Annotated in this window: 22 protein-coding genes and 1 pseudogene; 14 read left to right on the forward strand and 9 right to left on the reverse strand. The window is 72.1% G+C overall.

The features are described 5' to 3' along the window. Positions 1 to 28 precede the first annotated feature (28 nt). The 7 genes and pseudogenes from ACFY9E_RS02870 to ACFY9E_RS02900 all read left to right on the forward strand — a co-directional run bounded on the left by ACFY9E_RS02870 (position 29) and on the right by ACFY9E_RS02900 (position 8,956). Positions 29 to 913, forward strand: coding sequence for an ABC transporter permease subunit (locus ACFY9E_RS02870; protein ID WP_390980267.1), 885 nt, complete (start codon positions 29 to 31; stop codon positions 911 to 913). Beyond that, positions 910 to 1,758 carry an ABC transporter permease subunit gene (locus tag ACFY9E_RS02875; protein ID WP_390978716.1) on the forward strand — a complete coding sequence of 283 codons (849 nt, stop codon included), beginning with the start codon at positions 910 to 912 and terminating at the stop codon, positions 1,756 to 1,758. The genes ACFY9E_RS02870 and ACFY9E_RS02875 overlap by 4 nt, the downstream gene beginning before the upstream one ends. A 178-nt stretch (positions 1,759 to 1,936) precedes the next feature. Further along, the gene (locus tag ACFY9E_RS02880; RefSeq protein WP_390978718.1) at positions 1,937 to 2,857 is read left to right on the forward strand and encodes an alkaline phosphatase family protein; all 921 of its coding nucleotides are present in this window, start codon (positions 1,937 to 1,939) and stop codon (positions 2,855 to 2,857) included. Continuing rightward, positions 2,854 to 5,787 (forward strand): glycoside hydrolase family 2 TIM barrel-domain containing protein, encoded by a 2,934-nt coding sequence (locus tag ACFY9E_RS02885; RefSeq protein ID WP_390978720.1) that lies wholly within the window; start codon positions 2,854 to 2,856, stop codon positions 5,785 to 5,787. The genes ACFY9E_RS02880 and ACFY9E_RS02885 overlap by 4 nt, the downstream gene beginning before the upstream one ends. A 34-nt stretch (positions 5,788 to 5,821) precedes the next feature. After that, positions 5,822 to 7,645, forward strand: a complete 1,824-nt coding sequence (locus tag ACFY9E_RS02890; RefSeq protein ID WP_390978722.1) for a LamG-like jellyroll fold domain-containing protein — start codon at positions 5,822 to 5,824, stop codon at positions 7,643 to 7,645. Between the two features lie 52 nt (positions 7,646 to 7,697). Further along, positions 7,698 to 8,075 (forward strand): annotated as a pseudogene (locus ACFY9E_RS02895) (histidinol-phosphatase); the annotation flags it as partial. A gap of 53 nt (positions 8,076 to 8,128) precedes the next feature. Further along, positions 8,129 to 8,956: a PaaX family transcriptional regulator C-terminal domain-containing protein gene (locus ACFY9E_RS02900; protein ID WP_390978724.1), complete on the forward strand. Its 828-nt coding sequence runs from the start codon at positions 8,129 to 8,131 to the stop codon at positions 8,954 to 8,956. Here ACFY9E_RS02900 and ACFY9E_RS02905 read toward each other — a convergent pair. Genes ACFY9E_RS02905 through ACFY9E_RS02920 form a run of 4 tightly spaced genes read right to left on the reverse strand, consistent with a single transcriptional unit; the run spans position 8,947 to position 12,728 of the window. After that, a complete protein-coding gene (locus ACFY9E_RS02905; protein ID WP_390978726.1) occupies positions 8,947 to 9,402 on the reverse strand; it encodes a MaoC/PaaZ C-terminal domain-containing protein in 456 nt (151 codons plus the stop codon). The two genes, ACFY9E_RS02900 and ACFY9E_RS02905, sit on opposite strands and share 10 nt — an antisense overlap. 8 nt (positions 9,403 to 9,410) lie before the next feature. Continuing rightward, positions 9,411 to 10,913, reverse strand: coding sequence for a long-chain-fatty-acid--CoA ligase (locus ACFY9E_RS02910; protein WP_390978728.1), 1,503 nt, complete (start codon positions 10,911 to 10,913; stop codon positions 9,411 to 9,413). 10 nt (positions 10,914 to 10,923) lie between these two features. After that, the gene (locus ACFY9E_RS02915) at positions 10,924 to 11,799 is read right to left on the reverse strand and encodes an amidohydrolase family protein (protein WP_390980269.1); all 876 of its coding nucleotides are present in this window, start codon (positions 11,797 to 11,799) and stop codon (positions 10,924 to 10,926) included. An 11-nt stretch (positions 11,800 to 11,810) separates the two neighbouring features. Beyond that, the gene (locus ACFY9E_RS02920; protein WP_390978730.1) at positions 11,811 to 12,728 is read right to left on the reverse strand and encodes an SDR family oxidoreductase; all 918 of its coding nucleotides are present in this window, start codon (positions 12,726 to 12,728) and stop codon (positions 11,811 to 11,813) included. 189 nt (positions 12,729 to 12,917) lie between these two features. Here ACFY9E_RS02920 and ACFY9E_RS02925 point away from each other — a divergent pair, with 189 nt between their 5' ends. The 4 genes from ACFY9E_RS02925 (at position 12,918) to ACFY9E_RS02940 (ending at position 16,051) form a co-directional block, all read left to right on the forward strand. Further along, on the forward strand, positions 12,918 to 13,343 hold the full coding sequence (locus tag ACFY9E_RS02925) for a MarR family transcriptional regulator (protein WP_390980272.1): 426 nt from the start codon (positions 12,918 to 12,920) through the stop codon (positions 13,341 to 13,343). A gap of 80 nt (positions 13,344 to 13,423) precedes the next feature. Continuing rightward, positions 13,424 to 14,770 (forward strand): MFS transporter, encoded by a 1,347-nt coding sequence (locus ACFY9E_RS02930; RefSeq protein WP_390978732.1) that lies wholly within the window; start codon positions 13,424 to 13,426, stop codon positions 14,768 to 14,770. A 376-nt stretch (positions 14,771 to 15,146) separates the two neighbouring features. Next, a complete protein-coding gene (locus ACFY9E_RS02935; RefSeq protein ID WP_390978734.1) occupies positions 15,147 to 15,311 on the forward strand; it encodes a hypothetical protein in 165 nt (54 codons plus the stop codon). Beyond that, the gene (locus ACFY9E_RS02940; RefSeq protein WP_390978736.1) at positions 15,308 to 16,051 is read left to right on the forward strand and encodes an IclR family transcriptional regulator C-terminal domain-containing protein; all 744 of its coding nucleotides are present in this window, start codon (positions 15,308 to 15,310) and stop codon (positions 16,049 to 16,051) included. Before ACFY9E_RS02935 ends, ACFY9E_RS02940 begins: the two co-directional genes overlap by 4 nt. A 158-nt stretch (positions 16,052 to 16,209) precedes the next feature. On the opposite strand, the gene ACFY9E_RS02945 is transcribed toward ACFY9E_RS02940, so the two are convergent. From ACFY9E_RS02945 to ACFY9E_RS02960, 4 genes are all read right to left on the reverse strand, one after another. After that, positions 16,210 to 17,061 (reverse strand): oxygenase MpaB family protein, encoded by an 852-nt coding sequence (locus ACFY9E_RS02945; protein ID WP_390978738.1) that lies wholly within the window; start codon positions 17,059 to 17,061, stop codon positions 16,210 to 16,212. A 71-nt stretch (positions 17,062 to 17,132) separates the two neighbouring features. Further along, positions 17,133 to 18,014, reverse strand: coding sequence for a short-chain dehydrogenase/reductase (locus ACFY9E_RS02950; RefSeq protein ID WP_390978739.1), 882 nt, complete (start codon positions 18,012 to 18,014; stop codon positions 17,133 to 17,135). Between the two features lie 44 nt (positions 18,015 to 18,058). Beyond that, on the reverse strand, positions 18,059 to 19,678 hold the full coding sequence (locus ACFY9E_RS02955) for an FAD-dependent oxidoreductase (RefSeq protein WP_390978740.1): 1,620 nt from the start codon (positions 19,676 to 19,678) through the stop codon (positions 18,059 to 18,061). Beyond that, positions 19,671 to 20,180, reverse strand: coding sequence for an SRPBCC family protein (locus ACFY9E_RS02960; RefSeq protein WP_390978741.1), 510 nt, complete (start codon positions 20,178 to 20,180; stop codon positions 19,671 to 19,673). Before ACFY9E_RS02960 ends, ACFY9E_RS02955 begins: the two co-directional genes overlap by 8 nt. Before the next feature lie 154 nt (positions 20,181 to 20,334). On the opposite strand from ACFY9E_RS02960, the gene ACFY9E_RS02965 reads away from it, so the two are divergent. Beyond that, positions 20,335 to 20,574 carry a hypothetical protein gene (locus tag ACFY9E_RS02965; RefSeq protein WP_390978742.1) on the forward strand — a complete coding sequence of 80 codons (240 nt, stop codon included), beginning with the start codon at positions 20,335 to 20,337 and terminating at the stop codon, positions 20,572 to 20,574. 143 nt (positions 20,575 to 20,717) lie between these two features. Beyond that, entirely contained in the window at positions 20,718 to 22,112 is a 1,395-nt protein-coding gene (locus ACFY9E_RS02970; protein WP_390978743.1) for a carbohydrate-binding protein, read from the forward strand. 60 nt (positions 22,113 to 22,172) lie between these two features. On the opposite strand, the gene ACFY9E_RS02975 is transcribed toward ACFY9E_RS02970, so the two are convergent. Next, positions 22,173 to 23,060 carry a helix-turn-helix domain-containing protein gene (locus ACFY9E_RS02975; protein ID WP_390978745.1) on the reverse strand — a complete coding sequence of 296 codons (888 nt, stop codon included), beginning with the start codon at positions 23,058 to 23,060 and terminating at the stop codon, positions 22,173 to 22,175. Positions 23,061 to 23,217: 157 nt separating this feature from the next. Between ACFY9E_RS02975 and tkt the strand changes: the two genes are divergently transcribed. Further along, positions 23,218 to 25,293: a transketolase gene (gene tkt / locus ACFY9E_RS02980; protein WP_390978747.1), complete on the forward strand. Its 2,076-nt coding sequence runs from the start codon at positions 23,218 to 23,220 to the stop codon at positions 25,291 to 25,293. Positions 25,294 to 25,308: the final 15 nt, after the last annotated feature.

Here is a 25,308-nt window from a genome sequence, read left to right on the forward strand (position 1 = left end):
GGGCACGGTGCGGCCAGGGCGTCGCGGGGTGCTGTCCCACTGGCGGCAGTACCTGGCGATCTCGCCCTTCTTCCTGATCTTCGGCGCCTTCTCGTTCCTCCCGGTCTTCTATTCGCTGTACCTCGCCTTCCAGCGCTGGGACGGCATGGGCACCATCCAGTTCGTGGGACTGCAGCAGTTCCGGTTCCTCTGGGACGACCCGGTCTTCTGGCTGTCGATCCGCAACACCCTGGTGATCTGGGTCCTGTCCACCGTCCCCACGCTGTTCGGCGCCCTGGTGCTGGCGACGCTGCTGCATTCGGTGCGCCGCTTCAAGGGCTTCTACCGCATCGCGCTCTACGTACCGAACGTCACGTCGATCGTCGCCGTCTCGATCTTCTTCGGCGCGGTGTTCAGCAACAACTTCGGTCTGGTCAACGCGATCCTGGGCACGGTCGGCATCTCGCCCGTGCCGTGGCTGAGCAATCCGTGGCTGATCAAACTGGTCATCGCGCTGCTGATGACCTGGATGTGGACCGGCTACAACATGATCATCTACCTGGCCGGCCTCCAGGCCATCCCGGCCCAGGTCTACGAGGCGGCCAAGCTGGACGGCGCCGGGCCGATCCGTACGTTCTTCCAGATCACCATGCCGATCATGCGGCCCATCATCCTGTTCACGGTCATCATCTCGACCATCAACGGCCTGCAGAGCTTCAGCGAGCCCCAGGTCCTGTTCGGCAGCAACGCGGCCAACCCGAACCTCGGCGGTCCCGGCCAGGCGGGCCTGACCACGCTGCTGTACTTCTACCAGTCGGCCTTCGTCAACAACGACTACGGCTACGGCGCGGCCATCGTGTGGGCCTTCTTCGTACTGATCATGGTGCTGGTCGTCGTCAACTGGCGTGTCGTCCAGCGCGGGAGGAAGTCATGACCGCAGTGGTACCGAGGCGGTCACGGCGTCCCAAGGGCCTGACCGCGCACATCGTCCTCGTCCTGGCCGTGCTGGTCTCGGTCTTCCCGTTCGTGTGGACGATCGTCATGGCGACGAACACCACCGAGGACATCTACAAGAGCCCGCCGAAGCTGACCTTCGGTTCGCACCTGCTGGAGAACATCCGGCACGTGCTGGACACCATCGACTTCTTCGGGTCGATGCTGAACACGGTCGTCGTCGCGTCCGTCACCACCGTCCTAGTGCTGTTCGTCGACTCCCTGGCCGCGTTCGCCTTCGCCAAGTTCGACTTCCCCGGCCGCAAGGTGCTGTTCGCCATGCTGGTGGGGTTCATGATGCTGCCTCTCCAGCTGGCCGTGCTCCCGCAGTTCATCCTCATGTCCGACATCGGCTGGGTCGGCACCCTCAAGGCGCTGATCCTGCCCGCCCTCGCCAACGCCTTCGGCATCTTCTGGCTGCGCCAGTACATTGAGAACGGGGTGCCGGACGAACTGCTCGACGCCGCGCGCATCGACGGCGCGGGGTTCTTCCGCCAGTACTGGAACATCGTGCTGCCGATGATCAGGCCCGCGCTGTCCTTCCTCGCCATCTACGCCTTCGTGGGCGCCTGGAACGACTACATCTGGCCGCTCGTCGTGCTCAACGACCCCACCCACCTCACTCTCCAGGTGGCGCTGGCCCAGCTCCACGTCGGCCACACCACCGACTACAGCATGGTCATGGCCGGTGTGCTCATGGCGTCCGTGCCGCTGGTCGTGGTCTTCACGATCTTCGCCCGCGGGTTCATCGCGGGAGCCACCGAAGGAGCCGTGCAGGGCAGCTGACCGGGAATGCCCCGAAAGGGGCGCGGGGCTGTATGGATGTGCGGCTCCCGCCGCGATGGGGGTCCCCCTGTTCGAGCAAAGCCGAGAACTGGGGGGAGCGACCGGCCACGGCGGACGCGCAGCCAGGAGCCGGCGGACGGTCCCGAGCTCGTAGGAGTCACACAAGAGAGGCACTCCAGTGACGGACGTCAACCCCGGGGGCCGACGCGCCAAGGTACTCGTCGTCGGCATGGACGGCCTGCGCTTCGACCGGCTGGCCCGCTCCCCCTCCACCGCACCCGTGCTGCACGGCCTGATGGATGCGGGGGCCCACGGCACCAGCCTGCTGCCCTACGGCCGAGCCGACGACGGGCCCTCGGACGGCAGGGCCTACACCGACTCCGGCCCCGGCTGGTCGAGTGTGATGACCGGGGTGTGGCCCGACCGGCACGGGGTCACCGGCAACGACTTCAAAGGCGCCGACTACGCCCGCTACCCCGACTTCCTGACCCGCGCGGCCACCGCCCGGCCGGGTCTGCGCACGGCGGCCGCGGTGTCCTGGCCCGCCCTGGTCCGCCGCGGCACCCTCGGCCGGGCCATCGGCCGGCGTGTGCGCCACAACGGCGAATCCAGGGGCTACGACACCGCAGACCGCCGCGTCGCCCGCACCGCCCTGCGCTGGCTCGCCACATCCGATCCGGACGTCCTGTTCGTGTACTTCGGCGCCACCGACGAGGCCGGCCACGCCACGGGCCCCCTGTCCCCCGCCTACGACCGTGCCCTCCTCGCCCAGGACGCCCACCTCGGGCGGCTGCTGGAGGCGATCGACGCCCGGCGCGCGGATCCGGGTCGCGAGGAGGAGCAGTGGACCGTGCTGGTCACGACGGACCACGGTCACCTCGACTCCGGTGGCCACGGCGGCGACTCGCGTGCCGAGCGGGAGGTCTTCGTCGTCCTGTCCGAGCCGGACGGGTCCGCAGGCACCCGGCTCGACACACCCCGTCTCATCGACATCGCCCCCACCGTCCTGGACCGTCTCGGCATCCCCGTCGACCCCGCCTGGGGCCTGCAGGGACGCGTCCTGCCCCGGCCCACCCCACGAACCCCGGAACGGTCATGACCGACGCGCCTTGCGATCCCCTGCTCACCCTGCGCCCCTGGGAGTCACCCGAGGTGACCTCCTGGGGACGGCTGCCGATGAACGCCGTCGACCGGCGTGCCGGAGCCGTCTCCCTGGACGGCGACTGGCGCTTCCAGCTGCTGCCCGCGCCGGACTCCCCGGTCGGGGAGATCTGGTCGTCGTCGTACGTCCCCGGCGTGTGGACCATGCAGGGCACGGACGATCTCCCCCGGTACCTCAACGTCCGCATGCCGTTCCCCGAGTACCCGCCGCACGTGCCCGCCGCCAACCCGACCGGGGTGTACGAGCGTGCCGTGGACGTGCCGGCCGAGTGGACCGGGCGGCGGATCGTGCTCCAGGTGGGGGCCGCCGAGAGCGTGCTGCTGGTGCACGTGGACGGGCGGCCCGCCGGGGTCTCCAAGGACTCGCACCTGGCCGCCGAGTTCGACCTGACGGGCCTGGTGCGTGCCGGGGAGCGGGCCACCGTGCGCCTGACGGTCGTGAAGTGGTCGGACGCCTCGCACATCGAGGACCAGGACCAGTGGTGGCACGGCGGGATCACCCGCTCGGTGCTGCTGTACGCCGTCGACCCGCTGCATCTCGCGGACGTGACCGTGCGGGCCCGGCGCGACGGCGATCTCCTGGTGGAGTGCCGGGTGCGGGACGCGGGCGGGGCACTGCCCGAGGGCTGGTACGTCAGCGGGGAACTGGACGGACGCCTGCTCACCCAGGACGCGGAGTTCGACCGGGCCAACGCCGAGGACGAGCGCGTCTCCGGCTTCCTCGGCGAGGCCCGGCTGCGCGGCGCCGTGCCGGACGTGCGCACCTGGAACGCCGAGACGCCCGAGCTGTACGGCCTGACCGTCCGCCTGCACCGCGCCGACGGCACGGTCGCCGACACCTCCCGGCACCGGGTCGGCTTCCGGGATGTCGAGATCGACGGCCGGGACCTGCTGGTCAACGGGGAGCGCGTGTTCATCCGGGGCGTCAACCGGCACGACTTCCACCCGCTGACCGGGCGGACGGTGTCGTACGACGACATGCGCGCGGACCTCGTCCTGCTGAAACGGTTCGGCTTCAACGCGATCCGTACCGCGCACTACCCGAACGACCCGGCCCTGTACGACCTGGCCGACGAGCTCGGCCTGTACGTCGTCGACGAGGCCGACCTCGAGTCCCACGACCACGCCCACGAGATCGCCGACGATCCGCGCTACCTCGGCGCCTTCGTGGACCGGGTGGCGCGGATGGTGCTGCGCGACAAGAACCACCCCTGCGTCATCGTCTGGTCGCTGGGCAACGAGTCCGACTACGGCGCGAACCACGACGCGGCGGCCGGCTGGGTGCGCCGGCACGACCCGACCCGGCCGGTGCAGTACGAGGGCGCGGCCAAGCGCGGCTGGTCGGATCCCGGCCTGGCCTCCGACATCGCCTGCCCCATGTACGCCCCGCTGGAGGAGTGCCTGGCGCACGCCCTGTCCGGCACCCAGACCAAGCCGCTCATCCAGTGCGAGTACTCGCACGCCATGGGCAACAGCAACGGCACGCTGGCGGACCATTGGGCGGCCATCGAGGCCACCCCGGGTCTTCAGGGCGGGTTCATCTGGGAGTTGTGGGACCACGGCATCCTCCAGCGTGTGAACGACGGCAGACCGGCCGGGCGTGGGGGCGCCGGGCTCTATGACAACGGTGTCGCCGCGCCCGGACACCGCTGGGCGTACGGCGGCGACTTCGGCGAGACGGACCATGACGGCGCCTTCATCGCCGACGGGGTCGTCTTCCCCGACCGCACCCCCAAGCCCGTGCTGTTCGAGCACCGGGAGATCGCCGCGCCGGTGCGGATCGAGTCCTTCCGGCACGAGGGCGTCGTCCTGAGCAACCACCAGCACTTCCGGGGCCTGGACTGGCTGTCCGGCGAGTGGGAGCTGTCCCTCGCCGACGGCACCACCCTGACGGCCCCCGCCGGTCTGCCCGCTCTGCGGCCGGGCGAGACGGCCGCGGTGCCGCTGCCCTTCGCGCTGCCCGACGATGGCGGTGAGGCATGGCTGACCCTGCGGGTCACGACGGCCCGCGACGAGCCGTGGGCGCCGCGCGGCACGGTCGTGTGCCTGCCGCAGGTGCGGCTGCGGGCGGCGCTCCCGCCGGTGCACACCCGGGTCCCGGACGGCTCGGTCGACGTCGACGAGGACGGCCTGCTGGTCCATCCACTGCTGACGGCCGCGCCCACGCTGTCCCTGTGGCGGGCACCGACCGACAACGACGAACTGGGCGGCATGGCGGCGCGCTGGCGCGAGTGGGGGCTTGAGGCACCCTCGCGCACCGTCGTCTCCGTGCGGCGTGACCGGGGCCGGGTCGCCGTGGTGTCCGACTACCTCTGCACCGGCGGAACGGTCCGGCACGAGCAGGTGCTGACGGCCGTGGAGGGCGGACTGCTCGTCGAGGAGAGCGCCGAGCTGCCCGAGGCACTGCACGACGTGGCCCGGGTGGGGACCGTGTTCGAGACGGTCGCCGGGCTGAACCTGCTGGAGTGGTTCGGCCAGGGTCCCTGGGAGTCGTATCCGGACCGGGCCGCGGGCGCGCCCGTCGGCCACCACTGCCTGCCCGTGGACGAGCTGTTCACGCCCTACCTGCGGCCTCAGGAGAGCGGCGGACGGCACGGCGTGCGGCGGTTCACCCTGTCCGCGCCGGACGCCACCGGTCTCGCGGTGCGGCTGGACCGGGCGCGCCAGGTCTCCGTGACACGGCATCGCGCGGCCGATCTCGGCGCCGTCGCCCATCATGACGAACTGGTGCCGCGGGCCGGGTGCGTGGTGCACATCGACGCGGCGCACCGCGGGCTCGGCACGGCCTCGTGCGGGCCCGACACCTTCGCCTCCTACCTCGTCGCGGCGGGCGTCCATCGCTGGAGCTGGACGCTGCGCGTTCTCTGACTTCCTCCCCTCCCAGTCACCCCATGGAGCACCCGTGTGCACTTCGCATGACCACGACCTGGGCGAGGCGCCCCAGGCCGGTGCCGGACGACGCGGTTTCCTCCGTGCGACGGCGCTGCTCGGCGCGAGCGCGGCGGCGGTGACCGCGTTGCCGGCCGCCGCCGAGGCGGCGGCCTCGACGTGGCGCCCCGACCCGGACAGCCGCCGGTTCACGCTCGCCGTGATGCCGGACACGCAGTACCTCTTCGACGGTCCGAGCATCGACAAGGCGCCGGTCGAGGCCTCGCTGCGCTATCTGCTGGAGCACGGCAGACAGGACAACATCGTCTTCCTCTCCCACCTGGGTGACCTCACGCAGAACGGCGCGACGGAGGAGTTCACCGCGATCGGCGAGGCGTTCGGGCTGCTGGACCGGCGGGGCGTCGGCTACAGCGTCCTGGCCGGCAACCACGACGTGAAGTCGTCGTCGACCGACCAGCGCGGCACCACCCCGTATCTGGACGCGTTCGGGCCGCAGCGGTTCAGGGGTCAGCGGACGTTCGGCGGGGCGTCCCCGGACGGCTACAACTCCTTCCACCTGTTCACGGCGGGCGGCCGGCAGTGGCTCGTGCTGGCGCTGGACTGGCGGCTGTCGCCGCAGGGCTACACGTGGGCGAAGGACGTCCTGGCGCGGCACCCGAGGACACCGGTGATCCTCACGACGCACGAACTGGTCGTCGAGGACGACACGTTGTCGGACTACGGGCAGCAACTGTGGGACCGGCTGATCGAGGACCACGACCAGATCTTCCTCACCCTCAACGGCCACTACTGGCCGGCGGCCCGCGCGACCCGGAAGAACGCCGCCGGGCACGATGTCCATCTGCATCTGACGAACTACCAGAACCGCTACTTCGGCGGTGCGGCGATGATCCGCCTCTACCGCTTCGACCTGGACCGCCAGGTCATCGACGTGGAGACGGTCTCCCCCTGGATCCTCGGCCGGGCCGGGAAGGGCGTCAACCAGCTGGAGCGGCAGGAGATGGAGCTGAGCGGCGACGCCGACCGGTTCTCCGTCGAGATCGACTTCGACCGGCGCTTCTCCGGCTTCGCACCCGTGCCCGCCCGTCCGGCCAGGCCCGCCTCGAAGCTGCTCGTCTCCGGCACGATGGCGTACTGGCGCTTCGACAAGCCGGTGGACGGCACGGTCCGTGACCTGTCGGGGCGGGGCAACGACCTCTCCCTCGTCACGGTCGGCGGCGGCGCGCTGGGCTGGTCGGCGGACCACCACCCCGACCAGCCGGGCCACGGCAGCCTGGAGTTCCAGGGCTTCAAGTCGCCGCTGAAGGGGGCCTACCTGCGCACGGTCGACGGCGCCCCGCTCAACAGGGCCACCTTTGAGGACGGTTACACCATCGAGGCGTTCTACCGCCTGCCCGCCGACTGGGACCCGGACCACAACGCCTGGTCGGGCCTGGTCTCCCGCACGGGCACGGGCGGCGCCGCCGGGAAGACCGCCGACGACCCGGACGAGCCGCTGGCCACGCTGTCGCTGTCCAACGACCGTGAACCGCAGTGGGCGATGCGCCCGCTCAACCAGCAGGGCATCGCCACCAACTGGGGCCAGGAGACGCCGTTGGAGACCTGGTGGCACCTCGCGGTCGTCAACGACGGGCGGCACACCACCCTGTACGTCGAGGGCTGTCCGGTGGTCCGCAACCCCAAGGCGCCCTCGGCCGGCATCACCTCCGTCGGCCTGCCGTGGCTGCTCGGCGGCTACGAGTACGGCGGCAAGATCGACCAGATCCTCCACGGCCGGCTCGGCGACGTCCGGATCGTCGCCCGGGCACTGCCCGTCACCTCCTTCATGAATCACTGAGATCCCGAAGGACTTGCCGATCATGACCGAGCAGCAACTGCCCGCCTGGAACGTCACGGTGACGAGCGCCTCCCGGCGCAATCCGCAGGGCGTACTGCCCGCCTTGGCGCACGTGGACGTCATCCGCGGCGCGGTGCGCGGCCCGGTCGCCGAACGCGACACCTGGAAAGCCCCGGACACCCGGGTCGTCCGGACGGAGGACGTCTTTGGCCGCGAGGGCACCTGCACCCTGCGCGTCCCGCTGACCGCCGGCGAGGAGTCCTTCTACGTCCGGCTGCGCGGCAGCGACGGCAACCGCAACGGCCCGGGCTGCCTCGGCGCCTCGGTCGACCCGCACGGGCCGGTCCCGCACCTGCCCGGGAACGGTGATCCGTGGGCGGACACGTGGTTCTGCTCGAACCCCGTGTTCGTCGACGTCCAGGGTCCGTGACCCTCGTGTACCAGCAGGTCACGGACTGATCGAGCGGAGGTACGGTGGGCCGCGTGACCGGTGAAGAGCCGCTGCGGCCCCAGTCCCTGATGCTGACGTTCCTGGGTGACCAGGTGCTCGGCCGTGACGTGTGCGTGTACTCGGGCAGCGTCATCGACGTGTTCGCCCGTGCCGGGATCGGCGAGCAGGCCACCCGCTCCACGCTGAGCCGCATGGCGGGCCGTGACCTGCTGCGCCGCCAGCGCGAGGGCCGCCGTATGTACTTCGGGCTGACCGAACGCTCGGAGGCGGTGCTGCGCGACGGCGAGCAGCGCATCTGGCGGACGGGGGCCGTCAACCGGCAGTGGGACGGCACCTGGACCCTGCTCGGCTTCTCCCTGCCGGAGTCCTGGCAGCGCCAGCGCCACGACCTGCGCTCCCAACTGACCTGGAGCGGCTTCGGCCCGCTCTTCAACGGCCTGTGGATCGCCCCCGGCGAGGCAGACGTGTCGGCCCTGGTGGCCGAGCTCGGCCTGTCCGCGCACGTCAAGGTCTTCCGGGCGCACGCGGACACCGGCACGGACATCGGCCAGATGATCGAGGAGACCTGGGAGCTGGCGGACCTCGCCGGGCGCTACGAGGGGTTCGTACGGCGCTGGCAGCCCTGGGAGGACGACCTGCCGGACGCCGACGACGCGCTCGTGCTGCGGCTCCGGCTCCAGACGGAGTGGTTGCAGATCGTCCGGCGAGACCCACGGCTGCCCGTCGGGCATCTGCCGGACGACTGGCCGGCCGAACAGGCCGAGAAGACGTTCCGGACCGTGCACGAGCGGCTCTCACCGCTCGTCCGCGACGCCTCGGAACGCCTCCTGGACCTGGTGCCCGCGCGGCCTCAGGCGTAGAACCGCGACAGGCTCTGCAGCACGGCGGCGGGCTTGGTGCCGCCCTCGATCTCGATGGCGCCCTCGACGGTGATCTGCACACCGCCCGGCACCTCCTCGACCTCGGCGAGCTTCGCCGTCAGGCGGATGCGGGAGCCGGCCTTCACCGGGGCGGGGAAACGCACCTTGTTGAGGCCGTAGTTGACCTTCGTCGTCACTCCCTGGACGTCCAGCAGCTCGGTGAACAGGGGGATGAAGAGGGAGAGCGTGAGGTAGCCGTGTGCGATGGGGGCGCCGAAGGGGCCGTCCTTGGCGCGCTCGGGGTCCACGTGGATCCACTGGTGGTCGCCCGTGGCGTCGGCGAAGGTGTCGATGCGCTCCTGCGTGACCTCGATCCACTCGCTGGTGCCGAGGTCACTGCCGGCGAGCTTCTTGAGTTCGTCGAGGCCGTTGACGGTGAGGCTCATGCGGTTCCTTACTGCTTGCCGTATCGGGTACGGACACGGGACTTGAGGAGTTTTCCGGAGGCGGTGCGCGGGAGTTCGTCGGCGAGGACCACCGATTTGGGGATCTTGTACTTGGCGAGGTGGCCGGCGAGCGAGGCGAGCACCTCGTCAGGGTCGAGAGCGGCACCCTCGCGGGGCACGACGACCGCGCGCGGCACCTCGCCCCATTTGTCGTCCGGCACGCCGATCACCGCGCACTCGACGATGTCCGGGTGGGCGAGGAGCCGGTCCTCGATCTCGGCGGGGTAGATGTTCTCCCCACCCGAGATGATCATGTCCTTGATGCGGTCGACGATGTGGACGTAACCGTCCTCGTCGACCTGGGCGGCGTCCCCGCTGCGGAACCAGCCGTCCGCGAAGGACGCGGCCGTCTCCTCGGGGAGCCCCCAGTAGCCGGGCATGACGTGCGGGCCGCGCACCACGATCTCGCCCACCTCGCCGGCGTCGACCGGGGTCAGGTCGGGCCGGACGACGCGGACGTCGCTGAAGAAGTGCGGCACGCCCGCCGAACCCGCCTTGGCGAGGGCGTGTTCGGCGTCGAGGAAGAGCGTGCCGGGAGCGGCCTCGGTCATGCCGTAGCCCTGGAGGAAGGTCAGACCGCGCTCCTGGTACGCCGCGATCAGCGGGGTGGGCACAGGAGAGCCGCCGCAGGTGAGGATGCGGAGCGAGGACAGGTCCGCGTCCGGCCAGCGCGGGTGGCGGGCCACCTGGTCGAACATCGTGGGCACGCCGAACATGAAGGTGATCCGGTGCCGTTCGATGAGGTCGAAGGTGGCGTCCGGGTCGAAGGCGTCGACCAGGACGCAGGTGCCGCCCTTCAGCAGGACGGGGAGCGTCAGCATGTTCAGGCCGGCGGTGTGGAACAGCGGGGCGGAGACCAGCGCTCGTTCGTCGGCGACCAGGTCATGGTCGATGAGGACGTTGATCGCGTTCCAGGTGAGGTTGCCGTGGGTGAGCATGGCGCCTTTGGGGCGGCCGGTCGTGCCCGAGGTGTACATGATGATGCAGGTGTCGTCGGCGCCGACCGGTTCGTCGATCGGCTCCCCGAACGCCTCGGCGACGGCCGCCTCGTACTCGCCGCCGACCTCCAGGTAGACGCGGACGTCCGTGCTGCCGGGCAGGCCCGCGACCAGACCGGCGTAGGACGGGCCGTAGACGAGGGCCCGGGCTCCGGAGTCGGCGAGCTGGTAGGCGATCTCCGGTCCGGCGAGGCGGATGTTGAGCGGGACGAAGACCGCGCCGAGGGTGCCGGCCGCGAACAGGGTCTCCAGGTAGGAGGGGTGGTTCGGGCCGAGGTAGGCGATGCGGTCGCCGCGGCGCACGCCCCGGGCGCGCAGGGCGTGCGCCAGGCGGGTGGTGCGGGCGTGGAGCGTGCCGTAGTCGGTGGCGGACTCGCCGTGGATCAGGGCGGTGCGGTGCGGGGTCTTGCGGGCCCGGCGTGCGGGCCATGACCCCAGTCCCTCGTTGCGCATGTCACGCCCCTTACGGTTTCGTCAGCCCGAGCAGGCGGGCCGCGTTCTCCTTGAGGATCTTCGGCCGGACCTCGTCCTTGATCGTCAGCTTGCCGAAGTCGGCGAGCCAGCGGTCGGGGGTGAGGACGGGGAAGTCGGAGCCGAACAGGACCTTGTCCTTCAGCAGGGTGTTCGCGTACTGCACGAGCTGCGGCGGGAAGTACTTCGGCGACCAGCCGGACAGGTCGATGTGCACGCCCGGCTTGTGCGTGGCGACGGCCAGGGCCTCGTCCTGCCAGGGGAAGGACGGGTGCGCCAGGATGATCTTCAGGTGCGGGAAGTCGGCGGCGACGTCGTCCACGTGGAGCGGGTTGGAATACTTCAGCCTGATCCCGCCCCCGCCGGGGACGCCGGCGCCGATGCCCGTCTGGCCGGTGTGGAAGAGGGCGATCGCGCCGGTCTCCTCGATCACCTCGTACAGGTCGTACGCCACCGCGCGGTCGTTGGGGAAGAAGCCCTGGATGCTGGGGTGGAACTTGAAGCCCTTCACCCCGTACTCCTCGACCAGGCGCCGGGCCCGCTTGACGCCCGCCTTCCCCCGGAAGGGGTCGATGGAGGCGAAGGGGATGAGGACGTCGGCGTTGGCGGCGGCCGCCTCGGCGACCTCCTCGTTGGGGACGGGCGGGGTGCCGGTGGCGGACTCGGCGTCGACCGTGAAGATCACCGCGGCCATGTTCCGCTCGCGGTAGTACGCGGCGGTCTCCTCCAGGGTCGGTTTCCGCTTGCCCTCGACCTTGAAGTAGGCCGAGGAGGCGTCGTGCAGGTCGTCGTCCAGGGAGGAGTGGCCCTTGGAGGACACCTCGGCGTGGGTGTGGACGTCGATCGCGACCAGTGACTCCAGGTCCATCACGGGGTCCATCACGCCTCCGGGAACTTCGGCGCCGGGATGCCGACCGACTGGAGCTCGGCACCGACCGAGGTGGGCCAGGCGTCGGCCAGCGTGTCCGGGGTCCAGCCGCCGTCGGCGTAGGCCGCCCTGATCTCCTGCGGATGCGACCAGAGTGCCACCTTGTCACCGCCGATGCCGACGCACTGGCCGGTGACGCCCCGGGCGGCCTCCGACGCCAGGAAGGGGACCAGGGCCGCGCAGTCCTCGGGGGTACCGAAGCCCTCGCCCTTGCGCAGGAAGTCCGGCAGCGGCGCGCCGTTCTTCATGGCCTCGATGTACGGGGCGAAGGCCGGGATGGTCTCGGTCATCGCGGTGGCGGCGACCGGCACGATCGCGTTGACCGTGATGTTCGCGCGGCCCAGCTCCATCGACCAGGTGCGGGCCATCGCCGCGATGCCGGCCTTGGCGGCGGCGTAGTTCGTCTGGCCGAAGTTGCCGCGCTGTCCGGCCGGGGAGCCGACCAGGATCAGCGAACCGCCCTCGCCCTGCTCGCGCATCCGCACGGCGGCCGCGCGGGCGCAGGTGAAGGTGCCCTTGAGGTGGGTGGTGAGCACCGCGTCGAAGTCCTCGTCGGTCATCTTCCACAGGACCTTGTCGCGCAGGATGCCCGCGTTGGTGACGAGTACGTCCAGCCTCCCGAACTCCTCGACCGCGCGGTTCACCAGCCGCTCGGCCGCCTCGGAGGTGCCGACGGGGACGACTTCGGCGACGGCCTTGCCGCCCGCTTCCACGATGGACTTCACGGCCGCCTCGGCCACCGCCTCGTCGACGTCGTTGACCACCACGGACGCGCCGTGGGCGGCCAGGGCGTGGGCGTAGGCGAGGCCGAGGCCCCGGCCGCTGCCGGTGACGACGGCGGCCTTGCCGGAGAGATCGATGCTGGGCACGGGTGGGTCCCTTCGCACGGGGTCGACTGCGAGATCGAAGCTAAGAGCAATAATTGTTGTCGTCAATAGTTGTTGGCGACCTTTGGGTGGGGGATGCTGGAATCACCAGGACGCAGCACCGAGCACAGGGAGTCCGCCATCACACGCCAGAACGTCTCCGCGAAGCCCATCGACGCCCACGAGCCGTGGATGCGCGGACTGCACGCCGACACGGGCTATCTGCTGTACCGCCTGGGCCTGCGCTCGGGGCAGCTGTTCAACGCCTGCCTCCAGGAGTCGGGCCTGCGCCTGCGCCACTACGCGGTGCTGCGCTTCCTCGCCACCACCGACGGTGCCCTGCAGCGGGAACTGAGCGCGCGGCTCGGGTACGACCCGAGTGCGATCGTCGGCCTGGTCGACGACCTGGAGAAGCTGGGCTTCGCCGAGCGCCGCCCCTCCCCCGACGACCGCCGCAGCCGGATCGTCGTCCTGACCGAGAGCGGCCGCGGGTTCCTCCGCGACACCGACGAGGCCGGCCTGCGGGTGACCGGCGAACTGCTGGGCCCGCTGGGCCCGGCCGAGCGGGAGACCCTGCACGCGCTGCTGCTGCGGATCGCGGAGGACGGCCTGAACTGATGTTGTGCAAATGATTGACGGCTGCACGATGGATGCATAACTTCACGGACCAACCGCGCCCCGTCCCCAGGGAGCCCACCGTGCAGCCATCCCCGTCAGCCGCCCAACCCTCCCCCGATTCCCGGCAGTTGCGCCGCGTCGCCGTGTCCGGTCTGCTCGGCACGACCGTCGAGTTCTACGACTTCCTCGTCTACGGCACCGTCGCCGCGCTCGTCTTCGGCGAGCTGTTCTTCCCACGGGCCGACCCGGCGGTCGGCACCGTCGCGGCGTTCGGCACCTTCGCCGCGGGCTATCTCGCCCGGCCGCTCGGCGGCATCCTCTTCGGGCACTTCGGCGACCGGCTGGGCCGCAAGTCGATGATGCTGCTGACCATGGTCCTGATGGGGTCCGGCAGCTTCCTCATCGGTCTTCTGCCGACGTACGACACGATCGGCGTCTGGGCGCCGGTGCTGCTGGTCGCCCTGCGCGTGGTGCAGGGCATCGCGATCGGCGGCGAGTGGGGCGGCGCGATGCTGATGGTCGTCGAGCACGCCGAGCACGCGCAGGGGTCCCGGCGCGGCCTGTGGTCCAGCTTCACCCAGCTCGGCGCGCCGCTCGGTTCCGTGCTGTCGGCCGGTGTGGTCACCCTCGTCGCCACCCTGCCGGACGAGGAGTTCCGCTCCTGGGGCTGGCGGGTGCCGTTCCTGCTGAGCATCGTGCTGCTGGGCGTGGGCCTGTTCGTGCGGCTGAAGGTGGCGGAGAGCCCGCTGTTCGCCCAGGCCAGGAGGGAGCCGGTGGACCGGCCTCCGATCGTGGAGGTGCTGCGCCGCCCGAAGCCGGTGCTGCTGGCCGCCTGTGTCGGCATCGGCGCGTTCACCGCGCAGTCCCTGCTGACGAGCTTCATGATCTCCTACGCCGTCGACGAGGGGTACACGCGCCCGCAGGTGCTGACCGCGGTCACCGTCGCCTCCTGCGTGGCCCTCGTCGTCCTGCCCGCCGCGTCCGCGCTGTCGGACCGGGTGGGGCGCCGGCCCGTCGTCCTCGCCGGTGCCGTCGCCTCGGCGGCGCTCGCCTTCCCGGTGCTGGCCCTGGTCGACTCCGGCTCCCCCGGCCTGCTGATCCTCGCCCTGGCGCTCGGCCACGGCGTCGCCCAGTCCACGATGTACGGGCCGCTGGGCGCCCTGCTCACCGAGATGTTCGGCACCCGCGTCCGCTACACCGGCGCCTCGCTCGGCTACCAGGGGGCGACCCTGATCGGCGCCGGGTTCTCCCCGCTGATCGCCGGCAGCCTCCTGGCCTCCTTCGGCGGCGGCAGCACTCCGGTGTCGCTGCTGCTGTGCGCGGGCGCGGCGATCACCGCGGTCACCGTGTGGCGGCTGCGCGAGACCCACACGGACGCCCTCGACACCCCCGCCGCCGCCCCCGCCCTGGAAGGAACCCCGCGTTGAGGATCCGCCTCGTCCTCCTGACCGCCTGCCTGTCCGTGGCGACCGCGCTGCCCGCACAGGCCGTCGACGCCACCGGCGCCCACCTGGAAGGCGAGCTCCCTTCCGGCGCCGCGTACGTGATGGACGTACCCGCGTCCTGGAACGGCACGGTGCTGCTGTACAGCCACGGCTACACCCCGGCCGGGGCCCCCAACCCGGCCCAGAACTCGCCCGGCCCGGCCGCCCGCGACAAGCTGCTGGCCGAGGGCTACGCCCTGATCGGCTCCTGCGGGCCGCCACGGCGGCGGGCTCCGCCGGGCTCCTCCGCCAGGCGTACGTCGACGCCCCGGGCCACTGCACCTTCACCCCGGGCGAGACACTGGCCGCCCTGCACACCGTGGAGAAGCGCCTGGACACCGGCCGCTGGGACGCCTCACCCGGCGCCCTCAACTCCCGTGCGAAGGCGGCGGACCCGGCGTCCGAGCCCCGCTACCTGCCGTACCGCCCGACCGTCTACCCCCGCCCCTACGACCTCGCCCATCCGGGAGACGCCCGGCCATGACCGCTCCCACCGCGCCCGACCGGCTGCTGTCCGTACTCGCGGCCTTCGACCACGAGCATCCGGGGCTGTGCCTGACGGACATCAGCCGGCGGGCCGGGCTGAGCCTGACCACCGCGCACCGCCTGGTGGGCGCGCTCACCGAATGGGGCGCCCTGGAGCGGGACGAGTCCGGTGTCTACCACGTGGGGCTGCGGCTGTGGGAGCTCGCCGCACTGGCCCCGCGCGGCCTCGGCCTGCGGCAGATCGCGCTGCCGTATCTGGAGGACCTGTACGAGGCGACGCACGAGAACGTGCAGCTGGCCGTCCGGGACGGCCGGGACGTCGTGTACATCGAATGGCTGTCGGGCCGGTCTGCCGTCGGCGTGCACATCCGCGTCGGCGCCCGCTGGCCGCTGCACGCCACCGGGGTCGGGCTCGCGCTGCTGGCCCACGGCGACCCGGTGTTCCAGAAGGAGTACTGCGCGGGCGACCTCGCGTCCTTCACCCCGCACACGATCACGGAACCGGAGCGGCTGCGGCGGGTGCTCGCCGAGGTGCGCAGGTCGGGGGTGGCGGTGAGCGACCGGCAGGTCACGGAGGACGCCCTGTCCGTGGCCGCGCCGGTCCGCGGCGCGGACGGCACGGTGACCGCCGCCGTGTCGATCGTGGTGCCCCACGCGGACGCCCAGGTCCCGGTGCTGGGCCCGGCGGTGCGGATGGCGGCGCGTGGCATCTCGCGGGCGCTGGGGTGGCAGCCCTGAGCGGGTGCCGGGATGGCAACCCTCAGCGGCGCCGAGGTGGCAGCCCTCAGCGGCGCCGGGGTGCAGCCCTCAGCGGTGCCGGGGTGCAGCCCTGAGCGGTGCCGGGATGGCAGCCCTCAGCGGCGCCGGGGCGCGCCGGGGCGCTGACGCCCGCGGGTTCAGGCTTCCCGGGCCGGGGTCATCGCCCAGCGGATGGTCCGGGTCAGGGCCCGGCCGGCGGGACGAACGGCGAGGTCTTCGACGACCGGCACCCGGGGCAGCCACAGCATGCCGCGCGCCCAGGGCGGGAGCAGGGTGACGGCGTTCGCGGCCAGCCCGCCGTAGAAGGGCCGGACGGCGAGGGGCAGCGGAGGCTGGAACAGCAGGAAACGGGCGGCTGCCCGCGCCTCGGGCGTGGCCCGCAGCTCGGGCCGGTAGGCGGTCAGGCGCTCGGCCAGTTCACGCCGGTCCCGCGGCGGGTCGGCCACTCCCAGCGCCTCGGCGACGCGCGCGGTGTCGGCGACGTAGGCGTCGTAGCCGGCGGCGTCCAGCGGCCGGGCCCCGTAGCGCTCGTGGGCGCGCAGGAAACTGTCCGTCTCGGCGGCGTGCACCCAGCCCAGCAGATGGGGGTCGGCCGCGTGGTACGGCACGCCCTCGGCGCTCGTGCCGCGGATCCGTTCGTGGATGCCGCGCACCTGGTCGACGGCCTGCCGGGCGTCCGCGGCGGTGCCGTAGGTCGTCACGGCCAGGAAGGTGCTGGTGCGCTGCAACCGGCCCCACGGGTCGCCGCGGAAGCCGGAGTGCCCGGCGACGGCCGCCATCGCGAGCGGATGCAGCGACTGAAGGAGCAGGGCGGTCAGCCCGCCGATGAACATCGAGGCGTCACCGTGGACCACGCGGATCGGCCGGTCCGGCCCGAACCAGCGCGGGCCGGGCGTGTGGTGGATACGGGCACGGGTCGCGGGTCCGCCCGGGCCCGCGACGCGGCGGAACAGGGCCTGGCCCAGCTGTTCACGGACTCCGGTCAGCACGGTCGGCCTCCCTTCCCCTGCTGACAGTGTCCGGCATGACCGTGCCGTCCGGACCCGCCGGCCCGGCCGCGTCAGGTCCACGGCCCGGCCGCCGCACGGTCGGCCAGGCCGCCGGCGCCGAGCGGCCCGGTGGGGCGGAGCGAGCCCGAGGCCTCCATGCGGGGCAGTGCGCGGCGCGCCACGCGCAGGACCACCGGGGGCATGGCCGGGCGTATCGGCTGGGCCAGCCGCAGCCAGGCCGGTGCGTACACGGCCGTACGACGGTGTTCCATGCCTGTGACCATGCGGGCGGCGACCGTGTCCACGGGGTACACGCGGCGGGCCGGCGGGGGCATGTGCAGACGCAGTTCCCGCAGGACGTCGTACCGCTCGGCGTCGCGGATCATGTCGGTGTCCGTCCAGTTCAGGTAGGCGATGCCCACGCCGACCCCGCGGTGCGCCACCTCCGCGCGCAGGGAGTGCGCGAAGGCCTCGACCCCGGCCTTGGAGGCGCAGTACGCGCTCATCAGCGGGGCGGCGCCGATCGACGCGAGGGAGGCGACCTGGAGGAAGTAGCCCGCCGTGCCGAACAGGTCCGGCAGGAACGCCCGGGCGGTGTGGGCGCTGCCGGTGAGGTTGACGTCGATCACCCGGCGCCAGGTGGCCGGGTCGGAGTCGAGGAGGGCACCGCCCATGGCGATACCGGCGTTCGCCACGACGGCCGAGGCACGGCCGAGGCCGGCCCGCACGGTGTCCGCGGCGGCTTCCAGCGCGGAGAGGTCGGTGACGTCGGCCTCCACGGCGAGGGCGGAGCCCGGCAGGGAGGCTGCCACCTCGTCCAGAACGGTCCTCTCGTGGCCGACCAGGCCCACCCGGGCGCCGCGCCGGGCGACTTCACGGGCGAGTGCCGCGCCCACGCCGCGGGCGGCTCCGGTGATGACGACGGTGCGCTCGGCAAGCGGGCTGCTGCTCATGGGCTGCCCTTCCTCACGGTGCCGGATACGTCCCGGAGGGACGGTCAGCGCCTGGCTCCGGTGCGGTCGCGGTGGGCGAGGAGCCGCTGGGCGCGGGCCAAGCCGGGGGGCAGGTTGCGGCGCAGGGCGGCCCGCGCGGCGTTGGCTCCCGGCGCTCCGTGCACGCCACCGCCCGGGTGGGCTCCGGAGGAGGCGAGGTACAGGCCGGGCACCGGGGTCTCGGGGCGGCCCGTGCCGGGCAGCGGACGGAAGACGAGCTGCTGGTGGATCGCGGTGGTGCCGCCGTTGATGGCGCCGCCGGCGAGATTGCCGTCGAGTGCCTCCAGGGTCGGGGGCGCGAGGATGCGGCGGCCGCGGATCAGGGAGCGGAAGCCGGGCGCGAAGCGCTCCACCTGGCGTTCGACCCGGTCGGCCATGAGTTCCTGGTCCTTGGTGGCCCAGCTGCCGGTGATCCCCTCGTCCGCGGCGTCGGCGCGGATCTCGTGAGGGACGTGGGTGTAGGCCCAGGCCGATTCGGTGCCCCGCGGTGAGCGGGTGGCGTCGGAGGTGGTCATCTGGCCGAAGATCAGGAACGGGCGGTCCGGGACCTGTCGCATGGCGATCTGGGCGGCGAAACGGGTCAGCTCGTCCATGCCGTCGGCGAGGTGCACCGTACCGGCCCGGGAGGCCTGTTCGGCCTGCCAGGGCACCGGGCCGTCGAGCGCCCAGTCGACCTTGAACGTGGCGAAGTCCCACTGGAAACGGCGCAGGTCGTCGAGGACCTGGGCGGGCAGGTGCGCGGGGTCGACCAGCTCGCCGTACAGGGCCGGCACCGACACGTCCGCCAGCACCGCCCGCCGGGCCCGCACCGCGTCTCCGGTGGCCGTCCGCACGCCGACGGCGCGCCCGCCGCGGACGACGACCTGCTCGACGCGCTGCCCGCAGCGGACCCGCCCGCCCAGGCTCTCCAGCCGCCGGACCAGGGCCGAGGTCAGCGCGCCGGAGCCACCGGCCGGGACCGGGAAGCCGTAGGTCTGGCCCAGCATGGCCATCAGCCAGCCGAAGCCGCCGCTGCCCGCCGACTCGGGGGCGAGGTCGGCGTGCAGGGCGTTGCCGGCCAGCAGCAGGCGCCCGCCCTGGCCGCGGAACTCCTCCTCTCCCAGGCGCCTCACGGGCAGCACCAGGGAGCGGGCCATGCGCAGTCCGCCCGCGGCCCGCAGCCGCAGCGCCAGCCGTGCCGTCGCGCGGACGGGCGGGAACGGGGTGAACAGGGCGTCCAGGAGGCCGGGGCGCAGGCCCTCCCACACGTCGTGCAGCCGCCGCCAGGCCGCTCCGTCGCCCTGCTCGAAGGTGTCCAGGGAGGCGGCGGTGGTGTCGATGTTCCGGTCCAGGACGGCGCAGCTGCCGTCGGTGAGGGGGTGGGCCAGGACGCTGGGCGCGTGGCTCCAGCGCAGTCCGTGCTCCTCGGGGCGCAACGCGGCCAGGACGGGCGAGGCGGCCGCGAGGGGGTAGAAGGAGCTGAACAGGTCGTTGACGAAGGCGGGGTCGACGCCCCGGTCGTGGCGGACCGCGCCCCCCGGTTCGGGCTGCTCCTCCAGCACCTCGACGCTCCACCCGGCGCTCGCGAGGACGTTGGCGGCGACCAGCCCGTTGGGGCCCGCGCCGATCACCACGGCGTCAGGCATCGCGGGCTCCGTCCGCGTCGGATCCCACGGTCACCTGGCCCAGGGCCCGCCGGGTGTCTCCCGCCTGCCCCGCCTCGGCCTCGCACAGCCGGGCCAGCCGGGCCAACATGGCGCGGTGGCGCAACTGGATCAGCGCCTCGAATCCGACGTTGTGCAGCCGGCCGCCCGCACCGCGCAACGGATGCTCGTCCACGATCACCAGGCAGTGCTCGCCCCAGGGCCGCAGCTCGATCGCGATGCGTGCCGTGCCCAGGGGACCGGCCTGCGCCTCCAGCTCCAGCCGGGTGCCTTCCTCGCAGTGGCGGACGATCGTCTCGTTGTCCAGGCGCACCGGGCCGAGCCGGACCTCGTAGCGGATCGCCGCGCCGGTGCGCGGCCACTGTCCGCGTACGGGGTGCGACTCGGACGTTCCCACCACCCACTCGGCGTAGCGGTGGCCGTCGGCGAGGACGTCCCACACGACGCTCGGCGGGACTCGGATCAGGTGATGGCGTACGGCCACGGATGCCTCCTGCTGGCTCGACCGGGTTCTCCGCCCCCGAGTGCCCCGCCAGGACCGGTTCAACAGCCCGGGCGCACCGGCGGCGACCGGGGCAACTGTCGCGGCCCGAGGCGGGTCGAACCCTGCGAGGTGCTCAGCGGGGAGGGGACCGGGGATGGCGCAGTCGGACGGGGCGCGGCGGTGGGCACGGTGGGCGGCGGCGCACCGCCGGTGGCGGACCGGGGTGCGGTGGCTGCTGATGGCCGTCGTCTCGATGGTCGTGGGCACCGTTGTCTTCTTCACCAAGCTTCCCCAGTGGACGCTGGGGATCGGCGTCGTGCTCGTGCCGGCCTTGGACGACACGGTGGCCTGGTACCTGAAGCGGTGGTCCGCCGACGAGGAGGCTTCCGGCTGACTCCCGGTCCCTTTCCTTCAGGCTCTGCAGCCGGTGGGGCCCGCCTACTTTTCTTGGCTTCATCCCTTGACGGCCCGGGTGCGGTGGAGCACATTGGCGGCACTTTGAGAGCGCTCTCATCCCCTTCCCCGAGAGGCCCCCACATGAGCGGAACCTCAAGCACCCCCCGCAGACCCCGCCCCTTCCGTCGGGCGTTCGTCGCCGTCGTCGGCACCCTCGGTCTCACGGCGGCCGCCGCCACGGTCGCCACCCCCTCGGCCAACGCCTCGGCGCCGCCGCCCCCGTCGGGCTGGACGCAGGTGTTCGTGGACGACTTCAACGGCGCCGCGGGCTCCGGCGTCAACACCTCCAACTGGCAGTACGCGACCGGCAAGGGTTACCCGGGCGGTCCCGCCAACTGGGGTACCGGCGAGATCGAGACGATGACGAACAGCACGGACAACGTCTCGCTCGACGGCAACGGCAACCTGCGCATCACGCCCCGGCGGGACGCCGCCGGCAACTGGACCTCCGGCCGGATCGAGACCAACCGCACCGATTTCCAGCCCCCGGCCGGCGGCACGCTCCGCGTCGAGTCGCGCATCCAGGTGCCGAACGTCACCGGTGCCGCCGCCAAGGGCTACTGGCCCGCGTTCTGGATGCTGGGCTCCCCGTACCGCGGCAACCACTGGAACTGGCCGGCGGTCGGCGAGCTGGACATCATGGAGAACACCCAGGGCATGAACACGGTGTTCGCCACGATGCACTGCGGCACCTCGCCGGGCGGCCCCTGCAACGAGACCAGCGGCATCGGCGGTTCGACGACCTGCCAGGGCACCTCCTGCCAGGCCGGCTTCCACACGTACCGGATGGAGTGGGACCGCTCGACGAGCGTCGAGGAGGTCCGCTTCTACCTCGACGGCGTCAACTACCACACGGTGCGCGCCAACCAGGTCGACGCGACGACCTGGAAGAACGCCACCGACCACGGCTACTTCATCATCCTGAACGTCGCGATGGGCGGCGGTTTCCCCGACGCGTTCGGCGGTGGCCCGGACGCCGGGACGCAGCCGGGCCACGCGATGGTCGTCGACTACGTGCAGGTGCTGTCGTCCGGCGGCGGCACCACGCCTCCCCCGGCCGGCGGCCGCGACGCCTACGGCACCATCCAGGCCGAGTCCTACGACGGCCAGTCCGGGGTGATCACCGAGACGACGTCCGACTCCGGCGGCGGCCGGAACGTCGGCGCCCTGGCCAACGGCGACTGGCTGCACTTCAAGGGCGTCGACTTCGGCTCCTCGGCGGCCCGGCAGTTCAGCGCCCGGGTCGCGAGCGGCGCGGCGGGTGGTGTCAGCGGGCTGGTCGAGGTGCGGCTGGACAGCCGGAGCAACGCGCCCGTCGGGAGCTTCGCGGTGGGCAGCACCGGCGGCTGGCAGTCCTGGCGGACCGTCCCGGCGAACATCAGCGCCGTGACGGGCACGCACGACGTGTATCTGACCTTCACCAGCGGACAGCCTGCGGACTTCGTGAACGTCAACTGGTTCACCTTCGGGCACTGAGCGTTCAGGGCGGGGGCTCCACGCGTGCGTGGGGCCCCTTTTCGCTGCGCCGGGCCGCCGTCAGCGCAACTCGGCCCGGAACGCCGCCGGGGTCTGCTCGGTGTGCTGGTGGAAGAACTTGGAGAAGTTCGCGGCGTCCGGGAAGCCGACCGCCACGCCGACCCTGCCGATCGGCAACTCGGTGTGGGCGAGCAGTCGTTTGGCCTCCAGGACCACGCGCTTGTCGATGAAGGCCTTGGGCGTGTCGCCGGTCGCGGCGCGCACCGCCCGGACCAGGGTGCGGCGGGAGTAGCCGAGCGCGTCGGCGTAGGCGCTGACGCTGTGGTTGGTGGCGAAGTCCCGCTCCACGGCGTCCCGGAAGAGGGTGAAGGTGGAGTCGGACCGCTGCCGCAGGGCCTGGGCCGAACTCGCCGCGAGGTGGGCGAGCCGCAGCAGGAACGCCGTCAGCGAGTGGCGCAGGACGGCGGTGTGCAGGCTGAGCGGGAGCGTCGCCGTGTCCTCGTACTCGCGGCGCAGTTGGGCGAGTGCGGCCTGCAGACCGGCGAGTTGGGCCGGGTCGGGGTGCAGCAGCGGCGGCAGGTCGTAGCGGTAGAGGCCGGTGGCCTCCACGGTCGAGCGGGGCAGGAAGCCGGGTTGCATGGTCAGCACGGTTCCGCGGTACTCGCTGGTGCGCGAGAAGCGGTGGACCTGCCCGGGGCGGATCCACAGCAGGTCCCCGGCCGTGGCCTCGTACTCGGTGAAGTCGACCATGTGCCGGACCGGACCCGCGCCGAACAGCAGGACGATGTGGAAGTCGATGCGGTGCACGCGCTCCAGCGGCGCGTCGGCGTGCCAGGTACGGCCGGTGCCCATCGGACCGACCTGCATGCCGACGCCGCCGACACTGAGCTCGACCGGGAAGGGGAAGGTATCGATCCCGTCGCCGTCTTGGATGCTTCTGTCCGCCATGTCCGCCTCGTACCGCCCCGCTCGCGTGTCCTGCTGCCCGTGGGTGTCCCACTTTCACCACAGGCTGGCACACGACGACCTTCCGCCGAAAAAGTCAGACTTTTAACTTTGAACACGTCAGACCAGCAACTTCGCTCCTATCGAGGACTTCGTGAAGATGAGCACGCAGACAGCGGACCGCTTCGAATGGACCGAACTCGACCGGCGTGCCGTCGACACCGCCCGTCTCCTGGCGGCGGATGCCGTCCAGCGGGTCGGCAACGGCCATCCCGGTACCGCGATGAGCCTGGCACCGGCCGCCTACACGATCTTTCAGAAGGTGATGCGGCACGATCCCGCCGATCCCGAGTGGACCGGCCGTGACCGCTTCGTCCTCTCCCCCGGCCACACCTCGCTGACCCTCTACACGCAGCTCTACCTCGCGGGCTACGAGCTGGAGCTGGACGACCTGAAGGCGTTCCGCACGCACGGCTCCAAGACGCCCGGTCACCCCGAGTACGGGCACACGGCGGGCGTGGAGACCACCACCGGCCCGCTCGGCCAGGGCGTCGCCAACGCCGTCGGCATGGCGATGGCCGCCCGCTACGAGCGCGGTCTGTTCGACCCGGACGCCCCCGAGGGCGACTCCCCCTTCGACCACACGATCTGGGCGATCGTCTCCGACGGCGACCTCCAGGAGGGTGTCTCCGCCGAGGCCTCCTCGCTCGCCGGCCACCAGAAGCTCGGCAACCTGGTGTTCCTCTACGACGACAACCACATCTCCATCGAGGGCGACACCGCGACCGCGTTCTCCGAGGACGTGCTGAAGCGCTACGAGGCCTACGGCTGGCACGTGCAGCGGATCGAGCCGCGGGAGGACGGCGACGTCGACGTGCACGCGCTGTACGCGGCGCTGAAGGCGGCTCAGGCCGAGACCGGGCGCCCCTCGATCATCGCGATGCGCACGATCATCGCCTGGCCCGCCCCGAACGCCCGGAACACCGAGGCCTCCCACGGCTCGGCGCTCGGCGAGGACGAGGTCGCGGCCACCAAGCGCCTCCTCGGCTTCGACCCGGAGCGGTCCTTCGAGGTCGCGGACGAGGTGCTGGCCCACACCCGCCTGGCCCTGGACCGGGGTGCCGAGGCGCACACCGCCTGGGACAAGCGGGTCGCCGCCTGGCGGGGCGAGAACCCGGAGCGGGCCGCCACGTTCGACCGCGTCAGCAAGGGCGAGCTGCCCGAGGGCTGGGAGGACGCCCTGCCGGTGTTCGAGCCGGGCAAGGCGGTCGCCACCCGCGCGGCCTCCGGCAAGGTCCTCCAGGCGCTCGGCCCGGTCGTCCCCGAGCTGTGGGGCGGCTCCGCCGACCTGGCCGGCTCCAACAACACCACCATCGACAAGACCAGCTCGTTCCTCCCGGAGGGCAACCCGCTGCCGGAGGCCGATCCGTACGGCCGCACCGTCCACTTCGGCATCCGCGAGTTCTCCATGGCCGCCGAGATGAACGGCATCACCCTGCACGGCAACACCCGCGTCTACGGCGGCACCTTCCTGGTCTTCTCCGACTACATGCGCAACGCGGTGCGGATGTCTGCCCTGATGCAGCTGCCGGTGACGTACGTGTGGACGCACGACTCCATCGGCCTCGGCGAGGACGGCCCGACCCACCAGCCGGTCGAGCACCTGGCGTCGCTGCGGGCGATCCCGGGCCTGAACGTGGTGCGCCCGGCGGACGCCAACGAGACCGCGATCGTCTGGGCCGAGATCCTGAAGCGGCACTCCACCGCCCCGGCCCCGCACGGCCTCGCGCTCACCCGCCAGGGCGTACCGACCTACGAGCCGGACCCGCTGGCGGCCCGCGGCGGCTACGTGCGGTTCGAGGCGGAGGGCGGCGAGCCGCAGGTGATCCTGATCGCCACCGGCTCCGAGGTCCACGTCGCCGCCGAGGCACGCGAGCGTCTTCAGGAGGCGGGCGTGCCCACCCGCGTCGTGTCGATGCCGTCCGTGGAGTGGTTCGAGGAGCAGCCGCGCTCGTACCGCGACCGCGTGCTTCCGCCGTCCGTGAAGGCCCGGGTCGCCGTCGAGGCCGGGATCGGCCTGACCTGGTACCGGTTCGTCGGGGACGCGGGGCGCATCGTCTCCCTGGAGCACTTCGGTGCTTCCGCCGACGCCGGGACCCTGTTCGCCGAGTACGGCTTCACCCCCGAGAACGTCGTCGCCGCCGCGCGGGAATCCCTGTCCGCGGCGCGCGGCTGACCGACCGCCCGAAAG

Origin of the sequence: Streptomyces sp. NPDC012466, assembly GCF_042955215.1 — a bacterium.
Lineage (GTDB): Bacteria > Actinomycetota > Actinomycetes > Streptomycetales > Streptomycetaceae > Streptomyces.